This window comes from Streptomyces sp. DT2A-34 (assembly GCF_030499515.1).
Taxonomy (GTDB): Bacteria; Actinomycetota; Actinomycetes; order Streptomycetales; family Streptomycetaceae; genus Streptomyces.
In genome coordinates this window covers 3163339-3188675 of the sequence record NZ_JASTWJ010000001.1, presented here as the reverse complement: position 1 = coordinate 3188675, position 25337 = coordinate 3163339, and the positions used below count along the sequence as shown (strand labels likewise).

The window sequence follows — 25337 nt, the reverse complement described above, 5'->3', positions numbered from 1 at the left end:
GGGAGGGCTCGATGACCGGCACCTCACGGCGGTTCTTCATCAGTTACGCGGGGGCGGACCGGTTGTGGGCCGAGTGGGTGGCGTGGCATCTCGAGCAGGATGGTCACCTTGTCGAACTCGACGTGTGGGACTGGCGGACCGGGGACGACTTCGTCCGGCGGATGGACGAGGGGCTGGAGAAGGCGGACACCGTCGTGGCTCTGTTCTCCAAGTCGTACTTCGAGGACGGGCGTTGGACCCAGGAGGAGCGGTCCGCGCTCGTCGCCCGCCGGGACCGGGTCCTTCCGCTCGCGGTGGAGCCCCTGACCAACCACGACGTCGATCCCATGTTCGCCGCGAAGGTGCGCACCAACCTGCACGGGCTGGACGAGGCCGCCGCCGTCGAGGCATTGCGGGCCGCGGTGAGCGGGGAGGGGCGGCCGACCGAGCGCCCGGCGTTTCCGGGCCGGAAACGGCCGTAGCCGGCCCCACGTTCGGCTCTCACCCCGCGAACGGAGCCCCGGTGATCACCGCGGCAACCGCGGCCCCCGTCTCGAAGGCTCCCTCCTCCACCAACGCGACAAGCCCATACAGCAACTTGGCGACATAGAGACGCTCGACGCGCACTCCATGCCGTTCCTCGAAATCCTCGGCGAAGTCGTCGAGTTCGGGCGACGTCCGGGCGTACCCGCCGAAATGGAACCGCTCGTCCAGCCGCCAGTCACCGCGCGGACCGCCGAACGCCTCGGCCTGCAGGCCCCGTATGTCGTCGCCGAGGAAGCCGCCCCTGAGGACAGGGATGCCGAGGGCCCGCTGACCGGGGCCGAGCCCCGCGGCGAGGCCGGCCAGCGTGCCGCCCGTGCCGCACGCGATCGCGACGGCGTCGGCCTGCCCGCGCAGCTCCTCGCCGAGCGCCCGGCACCCTCGTACGGCAAGGGCGTTGCTGCCGCCTTCCGGGACGACGGACGCCCCCTCCGCGCCCGCCGCGCCCAGGATGGCCGCCTGCGTCTTCGGGTCGGTCTTGCGGCGGTACGTCGATCTGTCGACGAAATGCAGCCGCATACCGTCGGCCACGCATCGCGTCAGTGACGGATTGAGGGGCTGGTCGGCCAGTTCCTGGCCGCGCACCACGCCGACCGTGGGCACGCCGAGGAGCCGGCCGGCCGCGGCGGTGGCGCGCAGGTGGTTGGAGTAGGCGCCGCCGAAGGTGACGATCGGGCGGCCGGCCGCGGCCGTCAGGTTCGGCGCGAGCTTGCGCCATTTGTTGCCGATCAGCTCCGGGTGGATCAGGTCGTCGCGCTTGAGGAGCAGCCGGACGCCACGACGCGTGAACCGCTCGTCGGCCGCCTCCTGCAAGGGGGAGGGGAGCCGGGGGCGGAGTGCGGTGAGGTCGGGGCCGGTCACCTGGCCATTGTCGCCCGGACCCCGGCGGTACGGCTGCCCCTGCCCAGGCTGCTCCCGCGCCCCGTCCTACTTCAGCCGCTCCCGGATCCGCTCCCGCATCCACGCCATCGTGAACCCGCGCGGATCCACCTTCCCCGGCTGCCACTCCAGATGGCCGATCACCGACCGTTCCGTCCATCCGTGATGGCGGCAGACGGCTGCCGAGACCCGTTCGATCGCCTCCAGCTGGGGCTCCGGCCACGGATCCTGTCCGTCACCCAGGTTCTCGCACTCGAAGCCGTAGAAGTGGCGGTTGCCGTCGGTGTTGGCCTCGTTGTCGGCAGGCAGGGCCTCTTCCGCGATGACCGCCCGCAGTACGTCGTCGTCGCCGAGCCCGGCGTGGTTGGCGCGGCCGTAGCCGACGAGGTGGACCCTGCCGTCCTTGGTGATGACGCCGTGGCACAGCGGCCCCGGCAGCCCTTCGTAGCCGTTGCGGCAGAGCTCCACCGTGTGTGCGCTGCCTTTGGTCACCGTGTGGTGGATCATCACGCCGTGGACGGGGCCCCAAGGGCCCACGTGGTTGCGGTTGTGGTGCTCCCAGTCGCCGACCTCGACGACCGTCGCGCCCTCCGCCCTGAGTCTCTCCAGGAATCTGCTCGCGGACATGGGTGAGGCCATGACCGCCTCCTTCGTGCCGTGCGTCGGCCGCCGTGCGCGGCCGGCTCGTATCGGTGACTTACCGAAAACGGGCAGACGGGATCCTTGAATCGCACGGTGTGCGAGTCATTTCGGACATCGCCGCGGCTTGGACGGGGCGGGCGCCCTGGTTTCACGAGTGGACAAGAGCCCTCTATTTGCCCAGTGAACCGTTGATCCATTCCCGCTCTTTCGTGTAATAGCACCGGCGCACCCCGTGATGGAAGGCTCGGTCGTGCAGATCGCGATGCGTGGCGCCAGATCGGCGCCGGTGCATGACCGGGAGGGCAATTCCTTATGTCGGTAGGCGAAGAGGTCCGCACGGAGCAGGACAAGCCGCAGCAGAGTCTCGGCACAGCGGCGGCGCGGAACCTGGCCACCACCACCAAGTCCGCGCCCCAGATGCAGGAGATCAGCTCCCGCTGGCTGCTGCGCATGCTGCCATGGGTGAATGTGCAGGGCGGCACGTACCGGGTGAACCGGCGTCTGACCTACGCCGTCGGAGACGGTCGTATCACGTTCGTGAAGACCGGCGACCGGGTCGAGGTCATCCCCGCCGAGCTGACCGAACTGCCCGCCCTGCGGTCGTACGAGGACGAAGAGGTGCTCGCCGAGCTCGCCCAGCGCTGCCAGCAGCGGGAGTTCGCGGCGGGGAACGTGATCGCCTCGTTCGGCAGCCAGACCGACGAGGTGTACCTGCTGGCGCACGGCAGGGTGGAGAAGATCGGCACGGGTCCGTACGGGGAGGACGAGTCCCTGGGAGTCCTCGCCGACGGGGCCTACCTCGGTGAGCAGGCGCTGCTCGACTCGGACGCGATCTGGGAGTACACGGCCCGCGCGGTCACCGCGTGCACGGTGCTTGTCCTGTCCCGCCAGGATGTCGAGCAGATCGCCGAGCGCGCCGACTCCCTGCGCGAGCACCTCGAAGAGCTGCGGGCGATCCCCGAACAGCGCACCAACAAGTACGGCGAGAAGGAGATCGACCTCGCCGCCGGCCACAGCGGTGAGCCCGACATCCCGCACACCTTCGTCGACTACGAGGCCAGGCCCCGTGAGTACGAACTGAGCGTCGCCCAGACCGTGCTGCGCATCCACACACGCGTGGCCGACCTCTACAACCAGCCGATGAACCAGACCGAGCAGCAGCTCCGGCTGACCGTGGAGGCCCTGAAGGAGCGCCAGGAGCACGAGCTCATCAACAACCGCGAGTTCGGGCTGCTCAACAACTGCGAGTACGACCAGCGGCTCCAGCCGCACGACGGCGTGCCCAGCCCCGACGACATGGACGAGCTGCTCTGCCGGCGGCGTGGCACCAAACTGTTCCTCGCCCACCCGCGCGCGATCTCCGCGTTCGGGCGTGAGCTGAACAAGCGCGGGCTGGTCCCCGAGACCATCGAGATGGCCGGCAACCGCATCCCCACCTGGCGCGGGGTGCCGATCTTCCCGTGCAACAAGATCCCGGTCACCGAGGCCCGTACGACCTCGATCATCGCCATGCGTACCGGCGAGGCGGAGCAGGGTGTCATCGGGCTCCAGCAGGCCGGCATCCCGGACGAGATCGAGCCGAGCCTGTCCTGCCGCTTCATGGGCATCAACGAACAGGCCATCATCAAGTACCTGGTGACGGCCTACTACTCGGCCGCGGTCCTGGTGCCGGACGCCCTCGGTGTGCTGGAGAACGTCGAGATCGGGCGCTGGCGGTGACCTGCCCCGCCCGGACCCTGTCCGCCCGAAGTCCCGCCGCCCGCAGGCCGGGTCCGAGGCGATGCCATGGGTGAGTTCATGACGGAGGCCGAGCCGCGCCCTGCCGGGGCGCGGCCGTCCACCGAGACGCTCGAAAGGCGAAGGCCGATCACGACCGACATGGACGGCGGGGCGGGTCCGCTCGACGGGCCCGAGGCGGCGGTGATCCTGGAGCACGTCCGGGCGTCGGTCGACCCCGAACTGCGTGCCGCGATCGAGTCGTTGCCGCCCTCCATGCGCCGGATCGCGCGCTACCACTTCGGCTGGGAGCACCCGGACGGCACCCCGGCGGCGGACAACGCGGGCAAGGCGATCCGTCCCGCCCTCGTGCTCACCGCGGCCGCCGCGCTCGGCGGTCCGGGGGCGCGGACGGCGGCCGTACGGGCCGCTGTGGCGGTGGAACTGGTGCACAACTTCACGCTGTTGCACGACGACGTGATGGACCGGGACACCACCCGTCGGCACCGGCCCACCGCATGGGCGGTGTTCGGCGACGCCGACGCGATCCTCGCCGGGGACGCCCTCCAGGCGCTGGCCCTGCGGCTGCTCGCCGAGGACCCGCACCCGGCGTCCACGGCCGCCGCCGCCCGCCTCGCGTCCTGCGTCGTCGAGCTGTGCGCCGGTCAGCACGCGGACACGGCGATGGAGAAGCGGGGCCCCGGTGACGTCGGCCTCGACGAGGTGCTCGGCATGGCCGAGGCCAAGACCGGCGCGCTGCTGGGGTGCGCCTGCGCCATCGGCGCGCTGTACGCGGGCGCGGCGGACGAGGACGTGGCGGCGCTGGACGCGTTCGGCCGTGAGGCCGGGCTCGCCTTCCAGCTCATCGACGACGTGATCGGCATATGGGGCGACCCGAGCCACACCGGCAAACCGGCCGGCGCGGACCTCGCCGCCCGCAAGAAGTCCCTGCCGGTCGTCGCCGCGCTGACCTCCGGCGGTCCGGCGGCGGCGGAACTGGCCGCGCTGTACGAGCTGCCGTACGACAAGGAGGACTTGCAGGCGACCGCCCTCGCCGTCGAGCGGGCGGGTGGCCGTGACTGGGCGCAGGCCCAGGCCGCCGACCGGATGGCCCGTGCCATGCAGGAACTGGCCCGCGCGGTCCCCGACCCGGAGCAGGCGGGCGGACTGCTGGCCCTCGCGGAGTACGTGACGCGGCGCAGCAACTGAGGGCCGCGGCAGCCGAAGCCCGCCTCGCCCGGCCGCGGCAGCCGACGGTCGTCGAGACCCCGGAGCCCTCGGGGCCGTACGGTTCCTGACCCCGTACGGCCGCCGGGCGGCTCCGGACCGGCGGGTCCCGCACATCCCCACGGTGTGCGGGGCCCGTCCCTGTGCGCCGGCCGGCGTGTCGGCCCCAGCACCGGACAGATCTCGACAAAGTCGTTCCGCGGACGGCACGCCCGCTCCGATCGCCCTACGATCAAGGCCGGTTGACGTGAAGGGGGCGGATGGACATGGGGGTGCGGATCCGGACGGCGGGCGCGGAGGACCGGGAGCTGGTGGTCCGGCTGCTGGACGCGGCCTTCCAGGACGATCCGGTCAGCGGCTGGGTGTTCCCGGGCGAGGAGCACCGCCGTAGCGCCCACCCCGAGCTCATGGCCGCGTTCACCGACATCGTGTTCTCCGTCGGCCGTATCGACATCACCGAGGACGGCACCGCGTGCGCGTTGTGGATGTCGGTGCCGGCCGACGAGCAGGACCATGACGACGAAGGGCCCGCGCGGCTGCGCGAGGCCGTGGACCCGGAGAACGAGCGCGTCGAGCTGATCGGCCGCCTGACAGCCGGTATCCATCCCTCCGGCCGTGCGCACGAATACCTGTGGATGATCGCCGTGGCACCCGAGCACCAGGGCGAGGGCCTGGGCACCGCGCTCATGAACTCGGTCCTCGACCGCTGCGACCGGGACGGCCTGCCCGCCTATCTGGAGGCGAGCAGCGACCGGAGCCGGAAGCTGTACGAGCGCCTCGGCTTCGGACCCGAGGGCCGTCCCCTCGACCTCCCGGACGGCCCCCGGATGTGGCCGATGTGGCGCGAGCCGCGCGGCTGAGCCGACCCCCGCAGCCCTGCTCTACCCCTCCGGTACGACCGTCTCCACGATCCGCTCCACCAGCCCGTCCGGCACGCTCACCCCGGGCAGGACGCCGTCCAGCACGTCCGGCAGCGTCAGGTGCTCCAGGAGCAGCCCGAGCATCGCGAGGTAGAGCACGGTGACGATCTCGTCGCCGCCGGGCAGCCCGGCGGCGCGGTGGAACTCCATGCCCTCCTCCAGGTCGCCGCGCACCGACTTGGTGAAGGAGGAGCGCAGTCCGGGGCGCCGGTTGGCCTCCAGGCGCATCTCCAGCAGGGCCAGGTAGCCCGTTCGGTCGCGGGTGGCGCGGGCCATCAGGTCGTGCATGAAGGCGGCGACCAGGGAGCGGTCCTTCGGCCGGGTCATCAGACCGGCGATCAGCTCCTGGTCGGGCGCCAGCCGGACGTGCAGCCGGGTGTCGATCTGGCGGAGCAGGTCGTCGCGCCCGGTGAAGTAGTTGGAGGCGGTGCCGACCGGCACCCCTGCCTCGGCGTCCACCGCGCGGAACGTCAGCCCGCGCGCCCCCTCGCGCGCCAGCACCTCGACGCCCGCGTCGACGAGCGCGGCCCGGCGCTCCGGATTGCCCGCCATGCGGAAGCCCCTCTCCCACTTACGTCCGTCTCCGGAAATACCCTTGCAACCACTACAAGCGAAGTACTACAACTGAAGCACTACAACCGAAGTGGTTGACCAGCCTACGAAAAGAGACCGGCTTGCGAAAGCTCACGTACTACATCGCCTGTTCGATCGACGGGTTCATCGGAGACCCGGGCGGCGACGGGTCGGACATGGTTCGCTTCGCCGACGAGGAGTTCTTCGGGTTCGTGAAGAGCGAGTATCCGGAGACCCTGCCGACCCACGTCCGCCGGGCCCTCGGCATCGACGACCTGGACAACAAGAGGTTCGACACGATCATCCAGGGCCGGGGCAGCTACGACGTGGCCCTGCAGGAGGGCATCACCAGCCCCTACGCCCACCTGCGCGAGTACGTCGCCTCGCGCACCCTGACCAAGTCACCCGACCCGAACGTCGAGATCATCGGCGACGACCTGGTCGCCAACGTGCGCGAACTCAAGGCCGAGGACAGCGAGTTCGGCATCTACCTGTGCGGAGGCTCGCAGATCGCGGGTGAACTGCTCGACGAGATCGACGAGCTCGTCATCAAGACCTACCCCGTCGTGTACGGCACGGGCATGCCGATGTTCGGCTCGGACTTCGCCGGCACGGACTTCACCCTCGACGGGGCGCGGACGTTCGGCAACGGCGCCGTGGTCCGTACGTACAGCAGGAAGCGCTGAGCGGTCCCCCGCCCTACCCTGGGGACATGGGCAGCGAAGAGCACGTCTGTCCCGAATGCGGACAGCCCGTCGATACGGTCGTCCGGCGCCACAAGACGCTGGGCGTCTGGGTCCCCACATGGGTGCCCGTCCCGTGCCGGAACCCCGAGTGCGGCGCGTGCGCCGAGGACGACGCGGAGCGCGAGGAAAAGTACGCGCAGAAGCATGAGCCGAAGCACGAGCCGAAGCGCGAACAACAGGCCGAGCAGCCTGCGACACCCACCGCGAAAAATTCCTGAACCCCTTGTCGAGAATCCCGGCCCGGCTCCGACGTCCCCTGTGAGAGCCGCCCGCCAAGGGCGGCCCGAGCCGACGGAAACCGAAGGAGCGGACCGATGAAGTACCTGGTCATGGTGCAGGGCACACAGGCGGACTACGAGGCGATGCAGGGCAAGGCGTCCGAGCACTCCGTGGCCTGGAGCCAGGAGGAGATCCAGGCGATGTACGCCTACATGCAGGCCATCAACGACGACCTCGCCGAGACCGGCGAGATGATCGACGGACAGGGACTGGCCGAGCCCGCGAAGGTCCGGCACGTCACCCTGGGCGACGACGGCAAGGCAGTGATCACCGACGGGCCGTACAGCGAGACCAAGGAGCTGCTGGCCGGCTACTGGGTGCTGGACTGCGCGAGCCTGGAGCGGGTCACCGAGATCGCCGAGCGCATCACCCGCTGCCCCCAGCCGGCCGGGGCGCCCGTGTACCCGGTGGTGATCCGGCCCATCCTGGACGGCGCCGGGGACGTCTGCTGAGCCGTACATGAGCGCCACACCCGAGACCGAGGACCTGCTGCGCCGCTGCACGCCGCAGGTCCTCGGCGCGCTGGTGCGGCGGTACGGCCACTTCGACACCGCCGAGGAGGCCGTACAGGAGGCCCTGCTCGCGGCGGCCGAGCAGTGGCCGCGGGCCGGCGTCCCCGACAATCCGCGCGGTTGGCTGATCAAGGTCGCCGCACGCCGGCTGACCGACGCCCTGCGCGCGGAGCAGGCGCGCCGAGCCCGGGAGGAGAAGGCCGCGGCGCTGACGCCACGGGATGCCTTCACGGCGCCGACGCCGGGGACGGACCGTGCTCCCCGCGAGGACGACACCCTCACCCTGCTCTTCCTGTGCTGCCACCCCGACCTGACCCCGCCCGCCCAGATCGCCCTCACCCTGCGTGCCGTCGGCGGTCTGACCACGGCGGAGATCGCCCGCGCCCATCTCGTCCCCGAGGCGACCATGGCTCAGCGCATCAGCCGGGCCAAGCAGAAGGTTCGCGGCGTGCGGTTCGGGCACCCCGACAACTGGGAGGACCGGCTGCCCGCGGTCCTGCAGACCCTGTACCTGATCTTCAACGAGGGCTATACGGCGACCTCGGGCACGAGCCTGACGCGGCGGGACCTCGCCGGGGAGGCGATCCGGCTGACCCGCGAGGTCCACCGGCTCCTCCCCGACCACGGCGAGGCGGCCGGCCTGCTGGCCCTGATGCTGCTCACCGACGCCCGCCGCGACGCGCGCACCGGCCCGCACGGCGAGCTCGTCCCCCTCGACGAACAGGACCGCGACCGCTGGGACAAGGCCGCGATCGAGGAGGGCGTCGCCCTGGTCACCCGCGCCCTCTCCCGGGGCCGCGCCGGCCCGTACCAGCTGCGCGCCGCCATCGCCGCCGTCCACGACGAGGCACCCTCCGCGCAGGCGACGGACTGGCAGGAGATCCTCGGCCTCTACGACGTCCTCGTACGCCTCGTCCCCGGACCCGTCGAGCGGCTCAACCGGGCGGTGGCCGTCGCCATGGTCCGGGGCCCGCGTGCGGGTCTGGCCGAACTGGCCGTTCTGGACGACGAGTTGGGTGCAGGGCACCGCCTGGACGCGGTCCGCGGGCACCTTCTGGAGCGGGCGGGCGCCCACGGCGAGGCCCGCGCCGCCTACGAGGCCGCGGCCGCCAAGACCCTGAGCCTGCCGGAGCAGCGCTATCTGCAAGCGCGGGCGGCACGGTTGAGGTCGTAGCGTGTGCCCATGCCCGAACAGACGTACATCCTCCACATCACCGAACGTTCCCTGTGGGACGCGGCGCGCGAGCACGGCACGTACGAGATCTCGACACGCGGCCGCACGCTCCAGGAGGAGGGCTTCATCCACTGCTCGACCCGCACCCAGCTCCCGACCGTGGCGGCCTTCCTGTACGGCTCCTACGACGGCCCCGACGAGTTGGTGGTGCTGGTCGTGGACCCCGCGCGGCTCGATGTGCCGCTGAGGTACGAGGCGCCGGAGCCCGGGGGCGAGGAGTTCCCGCATGTGTACGGGCCCATTCGGGTGGACGCGGTGGTGAATGTGGAGCGGTGGGGGTGACCGTGGGAGAGCGGCGGCGCAGGGTGTGGCGGTGGGTCGTCGGGGTGTGGATGGCGCTCGTGGCCGTCGGCGGTGGGTTGACCCTGTTCATTCAGGACTCGGTCGAGGCCCGGGCGCCGTACGTCGGGGAGGGGCGGAGCCCGATGCCGACGTCGACGGCGGACGGCGGCGACTGCCCCCGCCCCACGCCCGAACCGGGCGGGACTGTGGCCTACGCCTGCGTGTTCAAGGTCCGATAGGCAGCCCGCCGGTCTCCGGATCCCGCCTCGTCAGGCAGTACACGCCGCCCGCCGGGTCGCGCATCACCGTCCAGCGGGCGCCCTGGGCGACGAACGTCGCGCCCAGTTCCTCGTGCCGGGCGCGGGTCGCCGCGACGTCCGCGCAGGCGAGGTCCAGGTGGGCGGAGGCGAGCCGCTCCTCTCCGGTCCGCTCCTCGCCGAGCCGCTGGAGCAGGATACGGACGGGCAGCCCGGCCGGAGGCCTGAGCACATGGAACTCGGGGCGGGAGCCGGGCGCCGACGCCCAGTCCGCCAACAGGCCGCTCCAGAAGGCGACTTCGGCGTCGTACAGCGACGGCGGTACGTCCAGGCAGACCTGGTCGAGCCGGCTGCCGCGGACCACGGGCGGCCGTACCGACTCCCCGTGCCAGGGCACGGCACAGAACAACTGCCCGGCGGGCGAGCGCAGCACGGCCCAGCCCTCGTGCTCGGCGACGCAGCCCGCACCCTGCCGAAGTGACGCCTCCACGAATTCCGGTACGTCGTCCACGGCGAAGTCGAGATGCGCCCCACCGGCGCCCGAGTCGACCCCCTGGGCCTTCACGCAGGGGTCGGTCCCACCGCCCGGCAGCAGGGTCACGAACTCTCCCTGCTCGCCGCGGAATTCGGACAGCCGCGTGTCCGTCACGGCGGTCCAGAAGGCGTGGGCCCGGGCGAAGGACGCGGCGGGGCGGTCGACGAAGGCGTACGTCCAGCGGATGCGCATGGAGCGATCGTAGATCCGCCGATGCGGTCGCGGGCCTGCCGCAGCCGTAGCGACGCCCTGAACGCCCTCGACGCCCTGGAGCTTTCACCACGCCGGCTTTGCAGGACCCTTACCAATCGCGCGTCGGCTCCTGGGACACGCTTTGCCATGGGTTCTCCGCGAATTGGTCCGCGCTTGTTTGCATTGGGGAATGGACCACATCACGTTCCTGGTGGCGGTCGTCATCGTGACGGCCCTCGCCTTCGACTTCACCAACGGATTCCACGACACGGCGAACGCGATGGCCACCTCCATCGCCACGGGGGCGCTCAAACCGAAGACGGCGGTACTCATCAGCGGCGTCCTGAACGTCGTCGGTGCCTTTCTGTCCACCGAGGTCGCCAAGACGATCTCCGGCGGCATCGTGGACGACACACTCGTCACCCCGGGCATGATCTTCGCGGGCCTGGTGGGGGCGATCCTGTGGAATCTGCTCACCTGGCTGGTCGGGCTGCCGTCCAGCTCGTCGCACGCGCTGTTCGGCGGGCTGATCGGGGCCGTCTGGGTGGGCGCGGGGTCGCATGGCGTGCACTTTGACAAGGTTGTCGAGAAGGTGCTGATCCCGGCGGTGGCCTCGCCGCTGGTGGCGGGGGTCGCGGCGCTGCTGGCCACGTACCTGGCGTACAGGCTCACCTCTCGCGCCCGCAAGCAGACGGTCACCAAGGGCTTCCGCCTCGGCCAGATCGCCTCGGCCTCGCTGGTCTCCCTCGCCCACGGCACCAACGACGCGCAGAAGACGATGGGAGTCATCACGCTGACCCTGATCTCGGCGGGGGCGCTCGGCGCCGACGCGGGTCCGCCCCTGTGGGTGATCGCCTCGGCCGGCCTGGCCATCGGTCTCGGCACCTACCTCGGCGGCTGGCGGATCATCCGCACGATGGGCAAGGGCCTGACGGAGATTCAGTCCCCGCAGGGCTTCGCCGCCGAGACCGCATCCACGACGGTGATCCTGACCTCGGCCCACCTGGGCTTCGCACTGTCCACCACGCAGGTCGCCTCCGGAAGCATCCTCGGCGCCGGGCTGGGCCGCCGTCTGGCGGAGGTGCGTTGGGGTGTGGCCGGGCGCATGGTCGTGGCCTGGCTGGTCACGCTGCCCGCCGCCGCGCTGGTCGGCGGCGTCTCGGCGAGCGTGGTCAAGCACGGCGGCGACATCGGTACGGCCGTGGTCGCGCTGGTCGGCGCGGCGGTGGCCGGCGGCATCGTGCTCGCCTCCCGCCGCAACCCGGTGTCCGCGCACAACGTCAACGACACCCACGAGGTCACGCTCCGCACCGCGGAGCCGACGAAGGTCGGCACAGCCGCTTGAGACGCGGTCGCTTGAGACGCGGCCGTATGAGAAGCGGCCGTATGAGACAAGGCCGTATGAGACAAGGGGAGTTCACATCATGAACCTCGACTGGACCGCGCTCGGCCAGGTCGCCGCGGTGAGCCTCGCCGTGACGGTGGCCGTGGTCACCGTCTTCGCCCTCGGCGTGCTGGGCCTGGCTCGCCACGAAGGGGCCCGCGAGGAGGGCGGCGGCACGTCCACCCTCGCCGCCGCCCAGGCCGGGCTGTGCTTTGTCGCCTGCGCGGCGGTGGTGGCGTACGGGATCTATCTGATCGTGCCGCAGTTCCACTGAAGTCTCACTGACGGGGGCGGCGGACGGCTGACGGGGCTCGGCCGGAGGAGCGGCGGCCGGGCCCCTAGGCCCTGTCGTCAAATTCCCGCCTGCCGCGCGACGCCATGCACGCTCCCCAGAGGGGGCACCCCCCACTCGCCGCACCTGACGCCGCGCGGCCCGCCCTTCGGGCGGACGGCGGGAATTTGACGACAGGGCCTAGCCAGCGGTGTCCGCTGTTCCGAGCGTTCCGAGCCGTTCGTACGCCGTCACACGCCGCCCGCGGACCTGCACGTCCGCCACCACCGTGAAGTGCTCCCTCAGCACGGCGGTCTTCGTCCTGTCCCGCTCCGCCGACACCGGCCGTGCCACCCCGGGCACGTCGGTGACCAGGAGTATGCGCCGCTGGGCCAACATCGCGCTCCGTATCCGGGCCGGCCCCGCCTCCTCGCCCTTCAGCGTCCCCGACGCCACGGGGCTTTCCGCCAGCGCGACGTCCCGCAGTCCGGCGAAGTCGGCGGGGCGGACGAGGGAGGTGTCGCGCCGGGCCGCCGGTATGAAGACCACCGCGTCCCCGGCCTGCTTCAGCCGCCGCACGTCCGCCGCCACGGCCAGGACGTCGTCCACCCTGCTGGCCGGAGACCGCTTGGCCAGCGACTGCGGCAACAGCCCCACGACCGCCACGGTGACCACCACCGGGACCAGCCACGTCGACGCTCTCGGGAACCGCGGCCCGGCCGCCCGTACGGCCGTGCCCAGCGCCGTGCCGATCAGCAGGGCCAGGCCCAGCATGCTGAACAGGACGTAGCGGTCCAGGAACAGCGGCCGGACCAGGGAGAGCCCGAGCAGGCCGAGCTGCGGCACCGCGAGCAGCGGCAGCCCGACGGCGGCCACGGACAGCCGGCCCTCGCGCGGCCGGTCCAGCAGGGCACCGAGAGCGCCGATCGCCAGCAGGATCGCGGGGCCGATCATCATGTGCCAGGTCAGCGGCGGGATCCAGGAGACCTGGGCGGACTGGCGCCGGCTGAACAGGATCAACGGCAGCACAGCCAGCAGGGCGACCGTCGCGGCCACCGCCCACCGCAGCCATGTCCGCCGCCCGGCCCGGGTCCAGAGCAGGGTCGCCAGGTGCGCGGGCAGGATCAGCAGCGACAGCCAGTTCAGCAGCCCGCACACCGCCACCGTGCCCCCGTACGCAGCCCAGTGCACCGCTCGGCCGCGCCCCTGAAGGACGGTCATCAGCAAGAGGGTGGAGATCCCGGCCCCGGCCGCGACGAGCGCGTACGGGCGGCCCTCCTGGAGATAGAACTGGACGGCCGGGAGCAGCCCGAACGCCAGCCCTCCCGCCAGGCCCGCCCAGGCCCCGGCCAGCCGTTGGCCGATGACCGCCACGCAGGCCGCCGCCACCGCCGTGGCCAGTACGGAGGGCAGCCGCAGAGTCGTGGTGCCGGGCCCGAAGCACTCGAAGAGCGCGTGCATCAGCAGGTAGTAGAGCCCGTGCACGGCATCGACCTGCCCCAGCATGTGCCAGATGTCGCCGACGGACCGCCGGGCCACCTGCCAGGTCGCGGCCTCGTCCCGCCACACGCTGTGCTGCCGGGACAGCCCCCACAGCCCGAGGGCGAGGGTCCACAGCAGGGGTATCGGCCAGAGGGGCGGGCGGCGGCGCAGGGGTTTCTCCCGGGGGATCGACATTCCGTACGGCGGGGGAGAGACCGCCGGGTGATGTGGTCCCCACTCGCCCGCTCGTCGCACAGCACGCCGCACCCCGCCTCGGCCGCGCGGGCGGAGACGGGGGTGGATCGGAACTTTGCTCGCTTCCCCCGTGAACCCAGCAAAAGTTACGGGACGGGGATGATCCGCGGCCACCGTCCGGCGCGTGAACACAATCACCGCGCATGCAGGCAACCTTGAGCCTGCCGAGCGGTCGATTTACTCCGGTTCGCTAGCGATTGCCGGTTCGGCGCCGCGGGTTAGAGCGGCCACCGCTGAAGGGGACGGTCGGCAATGAGTCAGTGCATGAACGAGATCGTGCTGATGTCAGATCCGAAGATCGCGGCGATCCCGGTGGCCGACCGCGGCGAACCACTCGTTGACGTCCGGCTCCACGAACCCCTCGCCGTGGACTCCCGCAAGGCCGATGGAACAGGGGCGTTCGCGCACCTGCGAGAAGGGGTTCTGATACGTCTTCTCGACGCTCAGAAGCTGCTCCCGGACGGGATCCGTCTGCTGTTCGTCGAGGGATACCGGCCGCCCGCACTGCAGCGCCGCTACTTCGAGCGGTACGCCGACAACCTGCGAGCCGACAACCCGGACTGGTCCCCGACCCGGGTTCGCCGGGCCGCGAGCCGGTACGTGTCGCCGCCGGAGATCGCACCGCACAGCGCCGGCGCCGCGGTGGACCTCACTCTCGTCTGCGCCGACGGCCGGGAACTCGACATGGGAACCCCGGTCAACGCCAACCCGGAAGAGAGCGACGGCGCCTGCTACACCCATGCCGAGAACATCGGCTCCGCAGCCCGGGCCAACCGGCGGCTACTCAGTGACGCCCTGACCGCTGCGGGCCTGGTGAACTACCCCACCGAGTGGTGGCACTGGTCGTACGGCGACCGCTACTGGGCCCTTTCCAGCGGAGCCGACAGCGCGATGTACGGGCCGCGGGAACTGGATTGAGCTGCGGGGGGAACGTGTGCTGCGCGACGTGGCCGGGGGCAAACAAAACCGCACCCGGACCGTTATGGACGCCGTGTTCGGCGGCCTGAGGGCCGGGTGCGGTCAAGTGGGCCAGGTGATCGGAGATCAGGCCTTCTTGGTCTCCTAGCAATGGGGCGGGTCGGTGACCTGCGGGGATTCTTCGTATGGGGCGCTGACCTGGCCTTTTCTTGATGGCTAGCGATGGGGCGCGACGGTCCTGATCGGGTGTCCTGCGGACTGTGTGCGGACTGGCTGCCGACTCGGGGTGGCCCCCTTGAGTCAGATGACACGGTCGGCAGGGTGCAGTCGCGGGTCAGCCTTCCATCGTGTCCTTAAATCTCGTCCCGTAGCCGCTCTTGCTCATCTGCGCTGAGTGAGCCGCCCTCGATCACATGGACGGCCCACGGCGTATCGCACCAACCCTCATGGTTCGGATCTGGGCAGATGGCGTCGACGAAGCGGTCAACGAGAGCGTCCTTCTGTTCTGCTGTCGCTTGTAGGGCGATGACCACTTTCCAGAGCTCAGGCGCGTCACTCATTTCTGATTCCCTGCGATGGGGCTTTCTCTCGGCGGTTTGCCCCGACCACGACCTTCAGCGGCTCCCCTGCCATCGTTGGACGAGGGCCTGTGCCTTCTGGTCGAACTCTCCGTCGAAGAGAGACATCGGGGCGCGCAGCATCGTGCGTCGTCCATCTGCGGTGTACACGGCGACGCGACTTACACCGCAGGTGCGTTGCACTTCCAGTCGAAGAATGTCTCTCCATGGGACCTGCCGACGTCGGTCCCCCAGGACAACAAGGGCGTCTGCGGTGAGGCTCACGCCATGGCGCCGGTAGAGGAAAGCGACGACCGCGCTGGCCACGATCGCCGCCAACACGCACTGCCCCAGTTCACTGAGATCCATCGGCTGAGCTGTGAAGGCGAGACCTCCGTACAAGAGCGCCGTGCCGGCCAGGAGTCCGAGGAGGACGGGGAGGACCAGCTGGAGAGTCCCGAGTTTGAACGAGACAGCTCCGTTCATCGGTCGCTGGTCGGGAGAAGGTTCTGAGGGATGCAATGTGCTCACCGATTCGAGGAGGGAATTCCTGTGATCGAACGTTGCGGTGTCGGTGGCGCTGTCCTGGCGCCACCGACACCCGTTCGGTCAGCGATGGGTGATCGCGGACCGAGTTACCTCTTGCGGCAGTACTTGTTCTTCTTGCTCACGTTGCCGGGTGCTGCCCAACCGTGCACACCCCAACCGACGGTGGCTCCGAAGGTCCAGGTGAAGCACCCGCCTCGCGCCACTGCCTGATTGACGTTGTGCACCGCCCACCACGTGTACGCCCAGGCAAGGGCGACGCAGGCGCCGGCGGCGACGGGGTGAGTGAGCTTGGAGCACATGTATGCCTCGGCTATGGCGACACCTGCCCCACCCATGATGCCGATGTCCTCCTTGAGGACCTGGGTGTGGAACCTCGTCACGTAGAACTTGCACTTGAACGTGTAGCCAGACCAGCCCCAGCTGGTACCACACTTGCGCACCCACTTCGCCTGGCCGGAGAGATCGTACTGATTCACCGGGTCCTGGTCGACGTAGTCGTAGGCAGTTGCCGAGCCGCCGTAGACAGGATCGGTCTGCAGGAAGCGGCCCAGGGTCGGGTCGTACACGCGTACGCCCATCAAGACATCGCCGCTCACCGTCTCGCTGGACCGCTGGCTGGCACCGAGCCAGCTGTAGCGAGCAGCCGTCTGACCAGAGCGTGGATTGCCGAACTCGTCGTTGTCGAGTGCGACCGGCGCCTTAGAGGTGTCCAGGGGGAGGAGCAGAGCTACGTCCCCGTGGATGGTGTTGAGGTACAAGACGGTGTCACCGGTCTTGCTGGTGGTAGCGGCCAGAGTGCCGGTAGCGGAAGTGACGTTGCGGGTCACTGCCCCAGTGCCGGTGTCTTCGACGATCCACCGGGGCTTGTCGCCGTCGTCGCCGTAATGGTTGACCTTGGCCGCGGTCTGGGTCCAGCTGCTTCCGCTGCCGGTCTCGACCGTCCAGGAACGCAGACGCTGGGCTGCGTCGAGCTGCCAAGTCTGCCGCTGGGTCCCTGTCGTCTGCCGGTAGATGAGGTCGTTGACGTAGTAGCCGAAGGTGCTTCCCGGCTGTGCCGTCGTGCGACCGAGAGCGTCGTACGTGTAGCCGGAGTCGACGAGACGATCGGCGCTGTCGTAGGTGTGGCTCTGCGCGGTGCCTCCCGTGGTCGGGCAGTCGGTGCCGGCGGTGCCGACTGCCGTCGTGAGCGTCTTACGGTTACTGCGCACGTCGTACGCGTAGTCACGGCGGGTGCAGATCGTGTCAGCCGTGTCCTCGACCGTACTGAGCCGACCGACGGCGTCGTAGCGGTAGGTCTGGTCCGACCAGCCTGCGTGTCGGGTGACTTGACCGTGGACCGACTCGGCCACAGCGTCTGAATAGATCAGGGTGGAGTCGCTGTCGCGGGTGTACGTCCGCTCGATGATCGCGCCCGTGGCGTCCTTGCTCTGGTTGAGTGTGTAGCCGCCGGGTAGCTTCTCGCTGCTGACAGCGCCGTCGGCGTCGTAGGTGGTCTGGAAAGACCCCGCCACTGAGTCAGTGACCTTGGTGGCGAGCCCGCGGGGGTCGACGGTCTGGTCGTACGTGTAGGTGACGGTGGACGGCACGCTGTCCGCGACCTTGACCGGCCGGTCGAGCAGGTCGTACTCCACGGTGGTGGTGCCGCCGTCGGCGTCGGTGTACGAGATCTGTCGGCCCAGCTTGTCGAACTTCCGGGTGATCGTACCGCCGGTGGAGGACACCGTCTTGACGGGCTTGCCTGTCGTGGTGTCGTACTCAGCGGTGGCATCCGGCAGAGCCTGGCCGAGTCCGCCGCTCACCGTGACCTTGCTCTGCCGTCCGGCAGCGTCGTAGGTCGTCGTGGTGGTGCGGGTGACGCCGTTCGCCGTGGTGGTCACCTTGGCGGGGTTGCCCCACCAGTCGTACTCGGTCGTGGTCGTGGGGAGCCCAGTGGGGTTAGAGCCACCACCGGTGATCGCGCCGCCTGGGCTGGTCTGGCAGGGAAGGTCGGCCCACTCGGGGCGCCCTGTGCAGGTGCCGGAACCGGTCGCCGACCAGTAGGTGGTCACCTGGGTGCCGGCGTCAGTGCCGGTGGCACCAGGCTGTAGCTGTTTGATCACCCGTCCTTGGTTGTCGTATTCCTTACTGGTGGTGATGGCCAGCCCGGTCGGATCCTCAATGGTCTTGGTGGCTAGCCCCTTGGCCCAGTCGTAGACGGTCTGTACGGAGCGCGTCTCGCCCTGCACCGACGGGTGTTCGCGGACCTGGACGCCGGTGGTGGACTTGGTGACCTGGTCCTTGATCACGGCGCTTCCGTCGGTCGGTCGACCTGTGTCGTATTCGTTCACCGTCCAACTGCGTGCGGTCACCGGAGTACCGGCTGCCGCGAGCGTGGTGGTGCCCGACTTCAGGTCCGCCGTGAGATCGACGCGGTGCAGCGGCCCCAGCTCCTCCAGCTCTCTGAGGCCCTTGTCGTCGAATACCCAGCGAGTCGAGAGGAGTTCGGCTCGCTCGTTGCTGGGGAGACCTGCGATACCCAGATCGGCCTGAGCGGCCCGGTTGGCAGCCGTGAGGCCCAGGGCGACAGCGCGGTTGGACGCGGTCAGTTCACGGACCGTGTTTCCGAACCGGTCGCTTTCGGTCGTGGTGATGTGACCGCCAGGAGCGGTGTTGTTGCTTTCCTCTCCCGAGACGTTCAGGTAGTGCACGCCAGCACGCCGGTAGTCACCAGAAGCAAGACCGCCTCCCGAGTGTGCGGCCGGGACCGAGTCGGGCGGAAAGACTGCGGTGGCGTCGGTCGGGGCGTCCACTTGTCCCCAGGCGCGCACATCCGCAGCGCCCATCTGATATGGCGCCGACGCGCCGGTCAGGGGCACGTCATAGACCACGGACGTGGTCGCTGTGCCCTGCTGCACGTCCGTCGTGCCTTGCTGCAGCCCGCTGCGCGAGGCTGTGAGCAGCATGCCCTCCGCCGCAGCGGCGGAGCTGCCGGCCTTTCCGTAGGTGAAGGTCCATGGGAGCTCACCAGGCGGGGTCAGCTTGGTGATCCGACCGGCGCTGTCGTAGTTGTACTGAGTTTTGAGTGACAGGGAGATCTGCGGGTGCCACGCCTCGCGAAGCCGTCCTTGGTCGTCGTACAGGTACATCTGGACCGACTTGGAGGTGGCGTTCGCCGCACCGGGAGCGGTGGACCACAGACGAATCTCCTTGACCTGGCCCGCGACGTCACCGAGTGAGCTGCTCGTGGCCGTGGTCGTCGTGGCGTAAACGAACTCCAGGAAACGGCAGCCCTTGGTGGCCTGCGCAGTCTTGCAGGTGCTGACGGTGACCGCCGACGTGGGAGCGAAGACCCGCTTCGGACGGGCCAATTGCTTGCCGTTCACGGTGACCGTCTCGGACTCCACGCTGGTGGCGGAGTCAGCCTGCCCGTCGTTACGGGTGCTGCTGACCTGCCAGGTGCTGGCGCCAGCGGGCTTGGCGAAGTCGGTGACCGTGCCCCCGGTGTCGGTCAGGGTGAAGGTGCCGCTGACACTGCCCGTCAGGCTCAGGGACTCGGAGCCAGGCTCTGCTATCCAGCCGGTTTTAGCGGCGTTCGAGGTGAAGTGGATCGCGTCACCGTCCGCGAGAACCACATCGACAGCTGTGTCGGAGACCTTACGGATGTGGCTGTACTCGGAGTCGGTCGCCTCGGCGACAGTGCCGGAGACCCATTCCTTGCCGAAGATCGGAGCCTGCCCGTCCTGGCGCGCGGCCGAGTCCGGCACCCGAGACGATGCGGTGCGAGAGACCGACAGACCGAGCGCGGAGACGTCGGTTGCCGAGATCGAGTAGTCACCCGTCAGCAGGTTCAGGGTGCCGGGACCGATCTGGTCATCGGCCGCTCCTTCGGCGTTGCGGTCGATGACCACGGTCAGCGCCTGTGTGCTCCCGGATGCGTTGTTGGGACCGGTGAAGTCGGCCTTGATCTGGACTGTGCCATCAGGATCGACGGTGTCGGTGGCGTTCCACACCAGCGGAGAGTTCGTGCCATTGGCAGCCAGAGGTACCGGCCAAGCAGCAAGTGCATTGCCATCAGAGGTGACGTCGCCGACAGGGATCTTCACCCAGTTGTCCGCCTCGGAGCGGCGCCAGGAGAAGGAGACACTGTCGTATTTCGAGGCATCCGCCTCGGCGACCAGAGGCAGTCGGCGGGCAGTGCGCTCGCCGTCATCGGGCTGGGCGAAACCACCCGGACCGGCGTGGAATTCGTACTCGATTGCCTCTGACTTGTTGTCCGCCTTGTCCACGCTACGCACCTGCAAGGCGTGCGTGCCGTCCTTCGGCGGCGTGATGCTTATGGCCTTGTCGGCGCTGGACCCGCCGGTTGCGACCTTGGTCCAGGTGACGCCGTCCAGCGACCACTCCAGCCAGTTGTGGTCGGATGCGGGCGGAGTGACGGTGAATGTGCCAGCCTGACCCGCGCCCTTGACCCAGGCGCTCGAGGGATAGTCCGTTGAGACGATCTTAGTGGGTGAGGAGGGTTTGGTGGTGTCGACGGTGAAGGTCTTCCAGGCCGACCAGCCGGTGTTGTAGTGCGTGCCGTCGTACGGTGACGTACGGAACTTGTACGTCTTGGCGTTGGCCAGCATCCCCGAAGGCACCGTGACCGAAGCGACCTTGCCGGAGGCCACGTACGGGGATACCAGCACTTCGCCGACCTGGGTGTTGGTGGCGTTGTCGTAGATCTGGAAGGTGCCGTTGACCTTGTCACCGTCGGCGTCGACGAAGGTGTCCCGCAGCGTGGGCGTGGTGGTGTTCACCACGTAGGCGCCGCTGTAGGAGAAGTACGGCGGGCCGGCTTCTTGCTTGGTGCCGGTGCGCGGCCGGTAGTTGTAGTTGACGACCAGCTTGGGCGGGTTGGAGGCGGCGTTGGCGGAGTTGACCCGCTTCCACTGGGCGACCACGGTCTCGCTAGAGGCGCGCAGGCCCATGTGGCCGCGGGTGGCCTTGGCCGACGCCCACTCCTGCACCAGCGTGGTCACGTCGGCGTTGATCCAGCCGTCCGGCTGCGTGGTGCACGCGGCGTTGCCGGTGGTCTCGGTGGAGGTGGCCTTCTTCGCCGTCCACGACGGCTGTGCCGTCCAGCGCGACGATGTCGAGGCCGCGCCGGTCGACCCCACCTCCCACGGGTAGACCTTGCAGTCGGTGTTGTTTCCCGAGTGGAAGTTCCACAGCGACAGCTTGGCGTCTAGGACGAGGGCGTCCTGGATCGGTGTGGTGTTCCAGGAGATGAAGGAGCGCGCCGTTCGCGGGGTGCCGTCGGAGTTGGTCGTTCCGGGGTTGCCCAGGTCCAGTTCGGTGTCGGTGGACCAGTCGACGGTCTCGCCCTGCTGGACGTAGGTGTCGAAGACGTTGGACAGCGACGAGGTGGACGGGTCGACGGTGACCGGATACTGGGTGTCCGGGTCGGTGAGGAACTTCGCGTCCGGTGTGACCACCAGGTCGACAGTGGAGCCCTTTTGAACGACTTTCAGGCCGACCTTGGCTCGCTTGGTGTGCTCACCGGACCGTTTGTCGACGGTGGCGTCCCACATCACCGGCGCGGGCATCACGGCCCGCTTCTTGTTCTTCTTGTCGGTGAACAGGATGCTTCCGTCGGCGAGCTGCTTCGCCTTCAGGCCCTTGGCCTTGAGCGGCAGCGTGTAGGAGTAGTCGCCCGAGGCAGGGCGCTGCTTGATCTCGACGAACTGCTCGAAGCCGGTGCGTGTGGCCTCGACGACCACGTCCGCGCCGGGAACGGCGTTGACGTACTCCGCCCGCGTACCGTCGAGCTTCGGCTGCGGCAGGCCGCCTTTCCACTGGAGGGTGATCTGCTGGGCACCTTCGCCGAGCGTGACCAGATCGGTGGCCTTGGCCTCGCGAGCGGCCTTCAAGGACTTCGCCGGCGTGCCAGTCCTGCCTGCGAGCCTCAGTCCCTCCGGGTGCGCGACCGGCTCCACACCTGAGCCGGATTCACGCAACTCCACGTCGACGTCGACCCACTTGCCGTCCCGCTCAAAACGGACCGGGCCGGCCGCGAATTCCGTTGTGAGGCTGCCGTCCTTGTTCGCCCAGGTCGTCGACGTTTCGGTGCGCTCCGAAAGAGCTTCAACCCGTTTGCCGGACAGCCTTGCCGCGACACGGGCAGAAGGTATGTCGGCTGCCTGGGTCGCTGCCGTCTTCTTTGGCGCGTCCGCGGTCCGAGGAGGCGAGACCGCCCCAGAACTCGTCGCGTCGAGCAGGGTGATGGCCATGGCCAAGGCGACGCCGCCCGCTGTCCAGCGAGCGTTTCCCCCGAGCCAAGGCCGCCCGCGCCGCCGTGGCGCGGGTCTGTGAACCGTCATGAATCTTCGACCTCTCGCATTTTCACCGGCATCACCCACGTGACGCCAATGTGAAGATATGCGTCAGGTAAAGATCGGAAATGATGACGAGATCGCAGAAGATGGACAGGGTGATAACTGCCCGATGTGGTGATCTGCGTCACTCTGGAGCGTCAACTGACCTGGAGGCCACCGCTGTTCACTTCGATGATGCTTGGAGTTCGGCCATTGGGTGGCTGGAAATTCCGACAGTGCGCACTTTCCAGTTCGCTTTGGGTGTAGGTGGATACGCGCAATGCAGCGGTCTGATAAGGGGCGTTTGGCTCCGCGGTTGGATGCTGGCACAGGCGGAGGAATGCCCACGCTCCATCGGTGTGCCTTCGCATGCGGAGAACGTCGTCACGGAGAGATACGCACGATCTCAATGGCGCGGGCGTCGAGGGCTTCCTTCTCGGGTGCGTAGATGGCACGGATGTTGGTGAGCTGCTGTTCGCGAGTGACGGTGAGATTGACGCTGGCCGGTCCCTCGCCCTCGAGCAGGGTCTCGAAGTCAGGGAACTCGGTGACCTTCTTGACTATGACCTCAGAAGCTGTTGTCTTTCCGGACTTGAGGACTGCGTTTCCGCTGGTCGGGCATAGGGTCGGCGATCCCGTGGGAGTTGTGGCATGTCGTGCTGTCGCTGCCCGGGAGGTCGTGGATGCCGTCGGTGGTTGGGCTGTTGGAACAGCGTGAGCTGGGTGCTCACCGTCGTGTGGACGAGCTGCGGGAGGAAGCCGACCGTGTCCAGGCCGAGTTGGCCGTGGCCGAGCAGGAATGGAAGGAGTGGGCCATCGCCTGCTCGCGGGTCGGCGAGGTGCTGGCCCCCGTGGACGAGAGCGGGCAGGACCCCGCCCGGGCCGAGGGGACCGCGCCGGCCGCCGAGGAGCAGATCGGAAGGACGCCGCAGGTGCCGGAGGCAGCGAAGACGAAGTCGCAGGTTCCGATGTGGCGTGAGGGGCTGGCCTGGTCGGTGCTGTCGGTGGACTACCAGCGCATCCTTAGTGCGCTCGCGGACCGGGCCCGGCTCCATCAAGGGCCGCTGACCTGCCAGGAGATGGCCGCAGGGTTCGGTATGGACGTGGTGCCGACGCGGGTGGAGGCGCTGCGGTCGAAGGCGAAGCGCCTGGTCGCGCGCGGCTGGCTGGCCGAGCAGCAGCCAGGCCGGTTCACGCTGGCTGCGGGCGTGGCCGGGCCAGGCGGCGGGTCATGAGCAGGGTCATCGACCAGTAGACCATCGCCTCGGCGCTGGTGGTGCGACGCTCGTAGTCGCGTGCCAGGCGGCGGGTGCGCATCAGGTGGGCGAAGAGGCGCTCGACGATCCACCGCTTGGGCAACACCACGAAGCCGCGCATGTCGTCGCTGCGTTTGACAATCGCCAGGACCAGGGCGAGCGCGGCCAGGCAGTACCCGACGAGGCTGCCGGTGTAGCCGCCGTCGGCCCAGACCAGCTCCAACTGGTGGTGCGTGTCGGTGACTTGCTGCAACAGCACCTGGGCGGCGGTGCGGTCGCCGACGTCCGCGGCGGTGACCATCACGCCCAGCAGCAGGCCGAGGGTATCGACCACGACGTGCCGCTTGCGCCCGTTGATCAGCTTGCCGCCGTCGAAGCCGCGGCTGTCCGACCCGACGACGGCGTCTGCCTTGACCGACTGCGAGTCGATCACGCCGGCCGACGGCTCCGCATCCCGCCCCAGCCTCTCGCGGATCCTCGCGCGCAACCGGTCGTGGAACTCCTTGACCAGGCCGTGGTCACGCCAGCGGCGAAAGAACGCATATACCCGGTCCCACGGCGGGAAGTCGGCGGGCATCGCCCGCCACTTGATGCCATTGTCGACCAGGTAGCGGATCGCATCGAGTATCGCCCGATGGCAGTACGCCTCCGGCTGCCCTCCCCAGCCGCGCATCCAGCCAGGCACCGGCAGCAACGGCCGTACCGCGGCCCACTCCGCGTCCGTCATGTCCGTCGGATAACGCGACTGCCGAAACCCGTTGTCGGCGGCGTTTCCGAACCGGTGAGCCAGACAGTCACACTCCAGCGTGACTGAACTGGACTGCGCGCCCATCGACACGGAACACTGCGGCACCAGGGCCTCCTGATGTTGCTCGGTGATTCGACACCAACGAGCTGTTCAGGAGGCCCTGCTCGTATGCGCCGAACACCTCGCGACCACCCAATCGAGACTCCCGTTCGACGGACACCGCTCAAGATCGGAACGACAACAGCTACTCACAGGTCTCGTCGGTGCCCTCGATGCGGAAGCAGATGACGTTGCCGGCGGCGAGGTCGGCGAGGCGCGGATATTTCACCCGCACCTCGGTGGTCTTGATGCCCGCGGCGATGAGGTCGAGCTACTGGCGGTAGAGGTTGAGCTCTCGTACGCGGGCGGTGCTGTCGGTCATTGGGCGGGAACGCTCCTGGTGGCTGATGCGGTCATCATGCGGCCGATCTTGGTTGCCGAGTACGAGTGGTGGAGGGCCCACCCAAGCAACCGGTCGGGCCGCAGTTGGCCTATTGCCAGCCGTCGAGGGATACCTCCGGGCCTCCCGCGAGATACCGGTGGAGAGCGCTTGAGGTGGTGTCCACGAACTCCTCGGGGATGGCGGTGGCGTTGACCCAGCAGACCTGGTCGTGCTTACGCGGTTCGCGGTTTTCGGGTTCGCCCGTCCATTCGTGGGCGGCGAAGACGACGGTGAGGAAGCCGTTGGGGGCTTCGACGCCCCAGGCGCCGTGGATGATGTGGGCGACCTTGAGCGACTCGGGCTTTACCGTCAGGCCGGTCTCCTCGTACAGCTCTCGCACGGCGGTTTCGGTGATGGGTTCGCCGGGTTCGCTCTTGCCGACGGGGAGGTCCCACATGCCCTGGGCGAACTTGGCGTTCTGGCTGCGCTGGAGGAGGACGACGCGGTTGGTGGCCTTGTCGTGGACGATGACGGCGGCGACCAGGAGGGTCATGGATTCGAGGGCGGGCTGTAGGGCTTTGGACTGGTCGTCGGTTGTCCGCTGAGCCACGGCTTACGTCCCTTCGTCGGCCGGATGGTGGCAGC

Annotated in this window: 24 protein-coding genes and 2 pseudogenes; 14 read left to right on the top strand and 12 right to left on the bottom strand. The window is 69.1% G+C overall.

The genetic code is table 11. From position 1 onward, the window contains the following. Positions 1-11 precede the first annotated feature (11 nt). Complete coding sequence (locus QQM39_RS13755; RefSeq protein WP_301996990.1) at positions 12-461, top strand: toll/interleukin-1 receptor domain-containing protein; 450 nt, start codon at positions 12-14, stop codon at positions 459-461. Positions 462-480: 19 nt separating this feature from the next. On the opposite strand, the gene QQM39_RS13750 is transcribed toward QQM39_RS13755, so the two are convergent. Then, positions 481-1383 (bottom strand): 1-aminocyclopropane-1-carboxylate deaminase/D-cysteine desulfhydrase, encoded by a 903-nt coding sequence (locus QQM39_RS13750; protein WP_301996989.1) that lies wholly within the window; start codon positions 1381-1383, stop codon positions 481-483. 66 nt (positions 1384-1449) lie between these two features. Then, on the bottom strand, positions 1450-2040 hold the full coding sequence (locus tag QQM39_RS13745) for an N-acetylmuramoyl-L-alanine amidase (protein ID WP_301996987.1): 591 nt from the start codon (positions 2038-2040) through the stop codon (positions 1450-1452). A gap of 315 nt (positions 2041-2355) precedes the next feature. Here QQM39_RS13745 and QQM39_RS13740 point away from each other — a divergent pair, with 315 nt between their 5' ends. The 3 genes from QQM39_RS13740 to QQM39_RS13730 all read left to right on the top strand — a co-directional run bounded on the left by QQM39_RS13740 (position 2356) and on the right by QQM39_RS13730 (position 5846). Next, positions 2356-3762 carry a family 2B encapsulin nanocompartment shell protein gene (locus QQM39_RS13740; RefSeq protein ID WP_301996986.1) on the top strand — a complete coding sequence of 469 codons (1407 nt, stop codon included), beginning with the start codon at positions 2356-2358 and terminating at the stop codon, positions 3760-3762. A gap of 66 nt (positions 3763-3828) precedes the next feature. Next, positions 3829-4968: a family 2 encapsulin nanocompartment cargo protein polyprenyl transferase gene (locus QQM39_RS13735; RefSeq protein ID WP_301996985.1), complete on the top strand. Its 1140-nt coding sequence runs from the start codon at positions 3829-3831 to the stop codon at positions 4966-4968. A gap of 284 nt (positions 4969-5252) precedes the next feature. Next, positions 5253-5846, top strand: a complete 594-nt coding sequence (locus QQM39_RS13730; protein ID WP_301996984.1) for a GNAT family N-acetyltransferase — start codon at positions 5253-5255, stop codon at positions 5844-5846. Positions 5847-5867: 21 nt separating this feature from the next. Here QQM39_RS13730 and QQM39_RS13725 read toward each other — a convergent pair whose 3' ends face one another. Continuing rightward, positions 5868-6458 (bottom strand): TetR/AcrR family transcriptional regulator, encoded by a 591-nt coding sequence (locus tag QQM39_RS13725; RefSeq protein WP_301996983.1) that lies wholly within the window; start codon positions 6456-6458, stop codon positions 5868-5870. Positions 6459-6580: 122 nt separating this feature from the next. Here QQM39_RS13725 and QQM39_RS13720 point away from each other — a divergent pair, with 122 nt between their 5' ends. From QQM39_RS13720 to QQM39_RS13695, 6 genes are all read left to right on the top strand, one after another. Next, a complete protein-coding gene (locus QQM39_RS13720; RefSeq protein WP_301996982.1) occupies positions 6581-7165 on the top strand; it encodes a dihydrofolate reductase family protein in 585 nt (194 codons plus the stop codon). 26 nt (positions 7166-7191) lie between these two features. Next, the gene (locus tag QQM39_RS13715) at positions 7192-7443 is read left to right on the top strand and encodes a hypothetical protein (protein WP_301996981.1); all 252 of its coding nucleotides are present in this window, start codon (positions 7192-7194) and stop codon (positions 7441-7443) included. A gap of 96 nt (positions 7444-7539) precedes the next feature. Continuing rightward, positions 7540-7956 carry a YciI family protein gene (locus tag QQM39_RS13710; protein ID WP_301996980.1) on the top strand — a complete coding sequence of 139 codons (417 nt, stop codon included), beginning with the start codon at positions 7540-7542 and terminating at the stop codon, positions 7954-7956. 7 nt (positions 7957-7963) lie between these two features. Continuing rightward, entirely contained in the window at positions 7964-9190 is a 1227-nt protein-coding gene (locus QQM39_RS13705) for an RNA polymerase sigma factor (protein ID WP_301996979.1), read from the top strand. 9 nt (positions 9191-9199) lie between these two features. Continuing rightward, positions 9200-9532, top strand: a complete 333-nt coding sequence (locus tag QQM39_RS13700; protein ID WP_301996978.1) for a DUF952 domain-containing protein — start codon at positions 9200-9202, stop codon at positions 9530-9532. Then, positions 9529-9771 (top strand): hypothetical protein, encoded by a 243-nt coding sequence (locus QQM39_RS13695; RefSeq protein ID WP_301996977.1) that lies wholly within the window; start codon positions 9529-9531, stop codon positions 9769-9771. The genes QQM39_RS13700 and QQM39_RS13695 overlap by 4 nt, the downstream gene beginning before the upstream one ends. On the opposite strand, the gene QQM39_RS13690 is transcribed toward QQM39_RS13695, so the two are convergent. Continuing rightward, entirely contained in the window at positions 9758-10516 is a 759-nt protein-coding gene (locus QQM39_RS13690) for a VOC family protein (RefSeq protein WP_301996976.1), read from the bottom strand. The two genes, QQM39_RS13695 and QQM39_RS13690, sit on opposite strands and share 14 nt — an antisense overlap. 190 nt (positions 10517-10706) lie before the next feature. On the opposite strand from QQM39_RS13690, the gene QQM39_RS13685 reads away from it, so the two are divergent. Together QQM39_RS13685 and QQM39_RS13680 are read left to right on the top strand one after the other, a co-directional pair. After that, a complete protein-coding gene (locus tag QQM39_RS13685; RefSeq protein ID WP_301996975.1) occupies positions 10707-11861 on the top strand; it encodes an inorganic phosphate transporter in 1155 nt (384 codons plus the stop codon). A gap of 79 nt (positions 11862-11940) precedes the next feature. Then, a complete protein-coding gene (locus QQM39_RS13680; RefSeq protein ID WP_301996974.1) occupies positions 11941-12174 on the top strand; it encodes a hypothetical protein in 234 nt (77 codons plus the stop codon). Positions 12175-12372: 198 nt separating this feature from the next. On the opposite strand, the gene QQM39_RS13675 is transcribed toward QQM39_RS13680, so the two are convergent. Next, positions 12373-13848, bottom strand: a complete 1476-nt coding sequence (locus tag QQM39_RS13675) for a glycosyltransferase family 39 protein (RefSeq protein WP_301996972.1) — start codon at positions 13846-13848, stop codon at positions 12373-12375. Between the two features lie 324 nt (positions 13849-14172). On the opposite strand from QQM39_RS13675, the gene QQM39_RS13670 reads away from it, so the two are divergent. Beyond that, entirely contained in the window at positions 14173-14826 is a 654-nt protein-coding gene (locus QQM39_RS13670; RefSeq protein ID WP_301996971.1) for a M15 family metallopeptidase, read from the top strand. Between the two features lie 353 nt (positions 14827-15179). Here the strand turns inward: QQM39_RS13670 and QQM39_RS13665 are convergent, their stop codons facing one another. The 4 genes and pseudogenes from QQM39_RS13665 to QQM39_RS13650 form a co-directional block, all read right to left on the bottom strand. Continuing rightward, the gene (locus QQM39_RS13665; protein ID WP_301996970.1) at positions 15180-15386 is read right to left on the bottom strand and encodes a hypothetical protein; all 207 of its coding nucleotides are present in this window, start codon (positions 15384-15386) and stop codon (positions 15180-15182) included. Positions 15387-15440: 54 nt separating this feature from the next. Further along, the gene (locus QQM39_RS13660) at positions 15441-15869 is read right to left on the bottom strand and encodes a hypothetical protein (RefSeq protein WP_301996969.1); all 429 of its coding nucleotides are present in this window, start codon (positions 15867-15869) and stop codon (positions 15441-15443) included. Between the two features lie 149 nt (positions 15870-16018). Further along, on the bottom strand, positions 16019-22183 hold the full coding sequence (locus QQM39_RS13655) for a DNRLRE domain-containing protein (protein ID WP_301996968.1): 6165 nt from the start codon (positions 22181-22183) through the stop codon (positions 16019-16021). A gap of 468 nt (positions 22184-22651) precedes the next feature. Further along, a pseudogene (locus QQM39_RS13650) lies at positions 22652-22837 on the bottom strand (RNA-binding protein); the annotation flags it as partial. 113 nt (positions 22838-22950) lie between these two features. On the opposite strand from QQM39_RS13650, the gene QQM39_RS13645 reads away from it, so the two are divergent. Continuing rightward, positions 22951-23502 (top strand): hypothetical protein, encoded by a 552-nt coding sequence (locus tag QQM39_RS13645; protein ID WP_301994551.1) that lies wholly within the window; start codon positions 22951-22953, stop codon positions 23500-23502. Here the strand turns inward: QQM39_RS13645 and QQM39_RS13640 are convergent. The 3 genes and pseudogenes from QQM39_RS13640 to QQM39_RS13630 form a co-directional block, all read right to left on the bottom strand. After that, positions 23459-24250 (bottom strand): IS5 family transposase, encoded by a 792-nt coding sequence (locus tag QQM39_RS13640; RefSeq protein WP_301996967.1) that lies wholly within the window; start codon positions 24248-24250, stop codon positions 23459-23461. The genes QQM39_RS13645 and QQM39_RS13640 overlap by 44 nt on opposite strands. Positions 24251-24518: 268 nt before the next feature. Further along, positions 24519-24692, bottom strand: a pseudogene (locus QQM39_RS13635) (RNA-binding protein); the annotation flags it as partial. A 109-nt stretch (positions 24693-24801) separates the two neighbouring features. After that, entirely contained in the window at positions 24802-25302 is a 501-nt protein-coding gene (locus QQM39_RS13630; RefSeq protein ID WP_301996966.1) for an NUDIX domain-containing protein, read from the bottom strand. Between the last annotated feature and the right edge of the window lie 35 nt (positions 25303-25337).